The sequence below is a fragment of the Kribbella turkmenica genome, from assembly GCF_004348725.1.
Taxonomy (GTDB): domain Bacteria; phylum Actinomycetota; class Actinomycetes; order Propionibacteriales; family Kribbellaceae; genus Kribbella; species Kribbella turkmenica.
Window position 1 is genome coordinate 1 of record NZ_SMKR01000263.1, and the last position, 6,648, is coordinate 6,648.

Annotated in this window: 8 protein-coding genes and 1 riboswitch; of the genes, 3 read left to right on the forward strand and 5 right to left on the reverse strand. The window is 70.2% G+C overall.

Annotation, left to right across the window (positions count from 1 at the left end; translation table 11 throughout):
- The 3 genes from E1218_RS34370 to E1218_RS34380 all read left to right on the forward strand — a co-directional run.
- Window positions 1-699: zinc-binding dehydrogenase (locus tag E1218_RS34370; RefSeq protein ID WP_132327218.1), on the forward strand; the 699-nt coding region annotated here is incomplete at its 5' end.
- A gap of 178 nt (window positions 700-877) precedes the next feature.
- Window positions 878-1,375 carry an RNA polymerase sigma factor gene (locus E1218_RS34375; RefSeq protein ID WP_132327219.1) on the forward strand — a complete coding sequence of 166 codons (498 nt, stop codon included), beginning with the start codon at window positions 878-880 and terminating at the stop codon, window positions 1,373-1,375.
- Complete coding sequence (locus E1218_RS34380; RefSeq protein ID WP_132327220.1) at window positions 1,368-1,934, forward strand: methylated-DNA--[protein]-cysteine S-methyltransferase; 567 nt, start codon at window positions 1,368-1,370, stop codon at window positions 1,932-1,934. Before E1218_RS34375 ends, E1218_RS34380 begins: the two co-directional genes overlap by 8 nt.
- Window positions 1,935-2,069: 135 nt before the next feature.
- On the opposite strand, the gene E1218_RS34385 is transcribed toward E1218_RS34380, so the two are convergent.
- From E1218_RS34385 to E1218_RS34405, 5 genes are all read right to left on the reverse strand, one after another.
- Entirely contained in the window at window positions 2,070-2,750 is a 681-nt protein-coding gene (locus tag E1218_RS34385; RefSeq protein ID WP_132327221.1) for a class I SAM-dependent methyltransferase, read from the reverse strand.
- A gap of 26 nt (window positions 2,751-2,776) precedes the next feature.
- Window positions 2,777-4,105, reverse strand: a complete 1,329-nt coding sequence (locus E1218_RS34390; RefSeq protein ID WP_132327222.1) for a purine-cytosine permease family protein — start codon at window positions 4,103-4,105, stop codon at window positions 2,777-2,779.
- A riboswitch (TPP riboswitch) is annotated at window positions 4,100-4,212 on the reverse strand. (Overlaps the previous gene by 6 nt.)
- 20 nt (window positions 4,213-4,232) lie before the next feature.
- Window positions 4,233-4,895 (reverse strand): alpha/beta fold hydrolase, encoded by a 663-nt coding sequence (locus tag E1218_RS34395; protein WP_132327223.1) that lies wholly within the window; start codon window positions 4,893-4,895, stop codon window positions 4,233-4,235.
- The gene (locus E1218_RS34400) at window positions 4,892-5,710 is read right to left on the reverse strand and encodes a hypothetical protein (RefSeq protein ID WP_132327224.1); all 819 of its coding nucleotides are present in this window, start codon (window positions 5,708-5,710) and stop codon (window positions 4,892-4,894) included. The genes E1218_RS34395 and E1218_RS34400 overlap by 4 nt, the downstream gene beginning before the upstream one ends.
- Before the next feature lie 48 nt (window positions 5,711-5,758).
- A complete protein-coding gene (locus E1218_RS34405) occupies window positions 5,759-6,628 on the reverse strand; it encodes a DUF3152 domain-containing protein (protein ID WP_132327225.1) in 870 nt (289 codons plus the stop codon).
- Window positions 6,629-6,648 lie beyond the last annotated feature (20 nt).

Here is a 6,648-nt window from a genome sequence, read left to right on the forward strand (position 1 = left end):
GAGTACGACGGCGGGTACGCCGAGTACACCGTCGTACCGGTGTCGTCCGTCATCCCCGTGCGGACCGACCTGGACTGGGCCACGCTCGGAGCACTGCCGGAGATGCTGCAGACGGCGCACGGGTCGCTGCACACCGGGCTGGCGATCCGGCCCGGGCAGACGCTGCTCGTTCGTGGCGGTACGTCGTCCGTCGGTGTCGCCGCGGCCGCAATCGCCAAGGAACACGGACTGACGGTGTTCTCGACGACCCGAGATCCCCAGCGAGCGGAGGTGTTGCGCGACCTCGGCGTCGACCATCCGATCGTTGATGACGGCACCGTCGCGGCCCAGGTCCGGGAGATCCTTCCCGAGGGCGTGGACGCGGCCCTCGAACTGGTCGGGACGAACGTCCTGCCGGACACCCTCCGGGCGACGGCGGTCCACGGCACCGTCTGCTTCACCGGCATGCTCAGCGACAACTGGACGATCCCCGACTTCTACCCGATCGGCTACCTCCCGAACGGCGTCCGGCTGACGGCGTACGGCGGGGAGAGCAGCGACCTGCCCGTCGAGGCGTTCCAGCGGTACGTCGATCTGGTTGCCGAGGGCAAGCTCCCGGTCCGGGTCGAGCGCGTGTTCGCGATGGACGAGATCGGCGAGGCCCACCGCGTCATGCAGGACGGCGGGGCCGTCGGCAAGCTGGTGGTCCGGGTGAACTGACAGCCCGGGCGCCGGCCCCGCCACCTGGTGGGGTCCGGGCGGACCTGGGTGGGCGCCAGACCGGAGGGCAGCACCACTCGGCATCCATGTCAGCCATCTTCTCTGAGGCTACTGAGTAACTGCACAGTCTCGGGATCCGGACTCACATCTCCCGGGGCCGATGCGTTCTACTTGCGTGATGGCTCCGGACAAGACGGTTTCGCTGCCGCCCTTCCAGGCGCTGGTCGACGCGCACTGGCGGGACGTGGCGAGACTGGCGCGCGCTCTGGCCGGGCCGGTGGACGGCGACGACGTGGCCCAGCGCGCCTGGGAGAAGGCGTTCGCCGCCTACTCCGGGCTGACCTCGGCGAAAAACCTCCGCAGCTGGCTCCTGACCATCACCGCCCGGTGCGCGACCGACCTGCACCGGGCCCGCAGACCACAGCGCCCGCTCGACGAGGCCCCGGCGGTCGCGGTCGACGGCCCGGACGCCGCGGACTGGCCCGACCCGGACCTCTGGCGGGCCGTCAACGAGCTCCCCGAACGTCAGCGGTTCGCCATCACGCTCAAGTACGTCGGCGACCTCGACCACCACGGTGTGGCCGCCGCCCTGGACACCACGCCGGCCGCGTCCCGACGACTCGTCAGCGACGCGCTCGCGACCTTGCGCACCAAACTCGGAGTACACCATGGATGACCTCGAGAGCCGGCTGTCCCGGCTCACCGCACCCGACCTCAAGCCACCGGTCTTCCCGACCGCCGACGTCGCCTACACCCTGCACGACACGCCGATCGGCACGATGCTGCTCGCGGTCGCGAACGGCCGCGTGGTGGCCAGTTCCTTCGGTGACGAGGAGACCATGACCAACCGCCTCGCCCGGGCCGTGTCCACGCGCGTACTCCGCCAGCCCCGGCCGCTGGACGACGTACGACGGCAACTGGACGAGTACCTGGCCGGGCGACGGCACGAGTTCGACCTGGAGGTGGACCTCGCGCTGGCGACGCCGTTCCAGCGACTCGTGCTCACCGACCTGCCGACGTACACCAGCTACGGCCGGACGACGACGTACGGCGAACTGGCCGGCGAGCTCCACAAGCCGAAGGCGGCCCGGGCCGTCGGTACGGCGCTCGGCGGGAACCCGGTGTGCGTCGTCCTGCCCTGCCACCGGGTGATCGGCTCGAGCGGCGCGCTCACGGGCTACGCGGGCGGCCTGGACGCGAAACGCTTCCTGCTGAATCTCGAAGCAAAAAGCTGATTTTTCCGCGCCATCGAGAATGGATTTACACTGAAAGAACAAAGGAGCAGATCCCCAGTGTGGAGTGGGGATCTGCTTCTTGTCTTTCCCTTGCCCGGAAGGGATCTGGGATCGGTGAGATGAATTCCTGACGTGTCAGCCAGCGCCGGGTTGGTGGATCTCCAGGATGAGGCGGCGGCGGCCGCCCCAGTCGCGTTTGTAGATCTTGTAGTCCTCGATCCCGGCGGCGGCGCAGAGCCGGCCGTAGCTGATCTCGTCGTGGATGAAGTGCACGCTGCTGCCACCGAAATGCTCGGTCGTGACGATCCGGTGCTCCGGCCCCTGGCGCATCCCGTTGGCGATCTCGGCGGCGGTCGCCGGGCCCCAGACCGGGCCCTCGACGATCGCCACCCCGCCCGGCTTCAGCACCCGGGAGATCTCGCAGATCGTTGACACCTGCTCGTCCTCGGCGAACAGCTCGTGGAACGCCGTCCACAGGCAGATGACGGCGTCGAACGCGTCCCACTTGTACGGCAGGTCGGTCATCGAGCCGATCGCCCAGTCGATCGACAGGTCCTCCTCGGCCGCCTTCGCCCGGCCGGCCTCGATCAGGTTCGGCGAGATGTCGAGGGCGTGGACGACCTTGCCGGCCCGGCGCAGCGGCAGCGCGATCCGCCCGTACCCGCAGCACAGGTCGAGCACCGACTCCCGGCCCTCGAGCAACTCCTCGACGGCCTCGACGATCGCCGCGTCCCGCTCGGGCGTGGTGCGCGCGGCCAGCCCGTCGGCCCCGAGTTCCGCGTACTCGGCCCGGCTGCGCAGTGCGGAGTTCAGCATTGCGCAAGTATCCCGGTTACTCCGGGTCAGTTGTCCAGCGATCGGCGGCCGATCCGGCCCAGAATGATCGCGGCCAGCATCGAGACCACGATCGACGTGTAGGTCGCCCCGAGCCAGCCGGGAACGGGCCGGTTGCCGAAGATCCACTGCTGCAGGTCGAGCCAGAACGGCGACCAGCCGGACACCGTGCCGGGGTTGACCACCTGGTAAGCGACGAACCCGATCAGCCAGGCGACCGCGGGCTGCCAGCGGAACCGCGCCGTACCCGAGACGTCCCAGTTCATCTTGCTGACCACGAAGAAGTCGGCGATCGCGACCGCGAACAGCGGGACGAAGACCGACCCGATCAGGTAGAGGAACTGCGTGTAGTTGCCCAGGTCAACCAACAGCGCGAGGCCGGTGGCGACCGCCCCGATCGCGACCGAGAGCCAGCGCCGGTCGATGTGGCCGACCAGGTTGTGCGCGGCCATCGTGGTCGAGTAGACGTTCGCGTACGCCTCGTCGACCTCGTCCACCAGCAGCACGAACAACGCGATCGCACCGGCGGGCAGGGTGACGAGGGCGGTGATCACGTCCTCGCTGTTGGTCCCCAGTGTCGCCACGGCGAACACACCGAGGGTGTAGTACATGACCGCCGCGATCCCGTAGCCGAGCGCCGATCCGGCGAAGGCGGCCTTGTTCGTCCGCGAGTGCCGGGTGTAGTCCGCGGCCAGCGGCGCGAACGACACCACGCCTGCCGCGGCGAGGTCGACGCCCGGCCAGAAGCCGAAGACGCTGTCCTGCGGCAGCGGTTGCACGGGCTTGCTGAGCACCTGGACGAACAGGTACACGGACGCGATCAGCACCAGCCAGACCATGAACTTGCGCAGCAGTTTCACACTGCCGAGCGGCCGGACCGCCATCACCGTCGCGATCACCCCGGCCAGGACGACGAACAGCCAGCGCCAGCGCTCGCTCGTTACCGCGACCGCGGCCTGGGAGATGACGATGATCTCCATCGTCGCCCAGCCGACGTTCTGCGCGATGTTCAGCACGGTCGGCGCCATCGAGCCGCGCCGGCCGAACAGCCCGCGCAGACTCGCCATCGCCGGCGCCCCGGTGTGCGAACCGAACACGGCGGCGCCGCCAAGCACGAGCGCACCGATCCCGCAGCCGATCACGACGGCGAGCAGGCCCTGCGCCAGCGACCCCGTGTACGCCGCGACGAGCGCACCGGTCACCGGGCCGAACAGGGAGATCCCCAGGTTCCCCCAAAGGGTGAACTGGTCGAAGAAGCCGAGGGTGCGCGGTGCGTCCGTGGTGAGGACGAGCGGTGCCTCGGTCGTGCTGGTGGGACGAACAGCAGTACTGGTCATGATCGACCCGCTCCCTACGCCGGCATTACCCGGTCAGGTTCAGGCGGTCGGCGACCCGGCGTCGCCCTCTCAGCCCGCGCTTGGTGCGAGCTCCCGCAGGTGTTGTTACCGCGTCAACGATAGCGCGTCAGGCCGGACCGGGTGCGGCCGCTGCCCGCTGGATGAGCGCGGCGAGCTCCGGACCGTTGGTCAGCACCGGCATGTGGGAGCCGGTCAGCAGGGTCCGGGCCTCGGCGCCGGTGAGCGCGGCGAGCCGCTCCATCCACTCGGCCGGGCACAGGTGATCGTGCCGGCAGCGCACGATCACCATCGGTGCCTGCACCCGGGTGATGACTCCGACCAGGTCGTGGCGCCTGGCCGCTTCACCCGCCCGGGCGATCGAGCGGAACGTCGTGTGGGCGTACTGCGGGACCAGAGCCGGGATCAGCCGCGGCGACTCCGGGACGGCCGAGCTGAACCAGCGGGCCGCGAGGTCCAGCCAGCTCACCGAGCCCACGTCTCCGGTCGGCCCGATCAGAACCAGCGAGTGAACGAGCTCGGGATGGGCGACCGCCGTCTCCACGATGATCTGGGCGCCGGCCGAGTGGCCGACCAGGACCGATCGTTCCCGGATCCTGTCGGCGACCGCCGTACCCAGGGCTTGTGGACGCAGGTCGTCGCCGGGCCCGGCCGGTTCGCCGTACCCGGGCAGGGTGACGATGTCGTACGGCGTGGTCAGGTGCTCGACCGTGGGTGCGTACGACTTGGGCCCGAGGCCGAGTCCAGGGACCAGGACGACCGGGATGCTCACTCCCAGGGCGCCCGGGCCGGCGGGCCCTGGACGACCGGGTTGCCGGCCGGCGGCTTCAGCTCGCGGTAGCCGAGGAGGAATCCGACCGCGAGGATCAGCAGGCCGATGCCGCCCCAGCCGTACGCCGTCGGCAGCCGGTCGAGCGAGTCGTCGATCGCGCCCATGCCGGTCGACAGCACCATCACCGCCCAGATCAGGATCGGAATCAGTCCCACCCCGACCAGGAGCAGGCCGCCCAGCTCGACCGGGTCCAGCTCCCGGCCGACCTTGCGCCGGGCGAGGATGTCGCGCGCCCACATCGCGATCGCGGCCGCTCCGACCAGGAGCAGCAGCAACTGGCCGATGGTGTCGATGACGTCGGTACGGAGCGGATGGTTGAGCGGTGAGCCGGGGGCTTGCGAGATTTCGCGGAGCGCGACCCGCTGGACCGAGAGCACGAGCAGGCCGTAGACCGCGGCGATGATCGTTGCGAGCAGAATGACCCGGGCCGCGCGCGGATCGCGAGGCGCGACCGGCAGCTCGCGGCCGTACTGCGGGAGCTCGTGCTGCTGCGGATGGGCAGCTGGGCCGTACGGGTTGCCGGGGCGGTAGTTCGGCGGCTGGGTGTAGGCACCGGGTTGGCCCTGCGGTGCCTGCGGGGGCGTGCCGTAGGGCTGGGGCTGGGCGTACGGGCCCGGCCCGGCCTGCGGGTGCGGCGGGGCGCCGTACGTGCTGCCGCCGTACGGGGAAGGCGGAGCGTAGTAGTGGTGCTCTTCCTGCTCACCCTGCTCGGGCTGTTCGCCCCGTCCGTACGTCGGGAAATCCTGTGAGGACATCGCTGCTCCCTCCCCTCGGACTCAGCTTCTCACGAACGGGTGCTGCGCTCAGGTCGCCTTGACCGTCGGCCAGGCGTTCGGCAGGCAGCCGCCGAGACCCTTCGTCTGCTGCATCATCACCGGCGCGGGAGTCTTCGCCTTGGAGCAGGTGGAGTGCCCGTGGCCGAGCGCGTGCCCGACCTCGTGGTTGACCAGGTAGCTGCGGTAGAGCGCGATGTTCCCCGAGTACGCCGGGACGGCGTACATCCAGCGCTTCGCGTTCAGCACGACCCGGTCCTCGACCCGGCAGGACACCTCACCGCCGGTGTCGAGCGGCAGGCACAGCTTGTCGGTCAGGGTCGGCGTGGCCAGGATGATCCGCAGGTCGGCGTCGACATTGTCGGTCCGCTCGAAGTTCACCGGGTGGATCGCCTGCCAGCCGCGGCTGTCGGTCAGCGTCGTGTGGATGATCGCCGCGACCGCGGGCCCGTTCACTGACAGCCCCTGCTCGATCTCGACCCGGTACGTCAGCTTGTCGCGCACGCCGGTCGCCTTGTCCGACCCCGGCACCACCGCGAGCTTGCCACTCGACACCGAGTAGTTCGGCTTCGCCTCCTTCGGCGGGCGCGTCAACGTCGGCGCGGGCCGCAACGGGGTGGTGAACTTCTGCGTCGGCGCGATCACGGGCGTCGGTGCCGGCGCGGCGTACGGCGCCTCGGTGGCCGGCGCGGCCATCCCCGCGACCACCTCGGACGCCAGGCTCCGCCGATCCACCGCGTCCGGATGCGCCACCATCACCGTCCCCAGCACCGCCAACGCGGTCACCGAGAACCACTGCGCCTTGTACGACTTCTTCCGGCTGTGCCGCCCACCCCGGCGCTTCCGCGCAGCACCGAGCCCACGCGCGTCCACGCGCCGGCCAGTCCGCCCGGTGGTCATGACGATTCACCCTACCCACC

Coding starts and splice junctions, on each gene's coding strand:
- E1218_RS34390 (WP_132327222.1), bottom strand. CDS start 4,105: ATGACCAGTACTGCTGTTCGTCCCACCAGCACGACCGAGGCACCGCTC.
- E1218_RS34375 (WP_132327219.1), top strand. CDS start 878: ATGGCTCCGGACAAGACGGTTTCGCTGCCGCCCTTCCAGGCGCTGGTC.
- E1218_RS34380 (WP_132327220.1), top strand. CDS start 1,368: ATGGATGACCTCGAGAGCCGGCTGTCCCGGCTCACCGCACCCGACCTC.
- E1218_RS34385 (WP_132327221.1), bottom strand. CDS start 2,750: ATGCTGAACTCCGCACTGCGCAGCCGGGCCGAGTACGCGGAACTCGGG.
- E1218_RS34400 (WP_132327224.1), bottom strand. CDS start 5,710: ATGTCCTCACAGGATTTCCCGACGTACGGACGGGGCGAACAGCCCGAG.
- E1218_RS34405 (WP_132327225.1), bottom strand. CDS start 6,628: ATGACCACCGGGCGGACTGGCCGGCGCGTGGACGCGCGTGGGCTCGGT.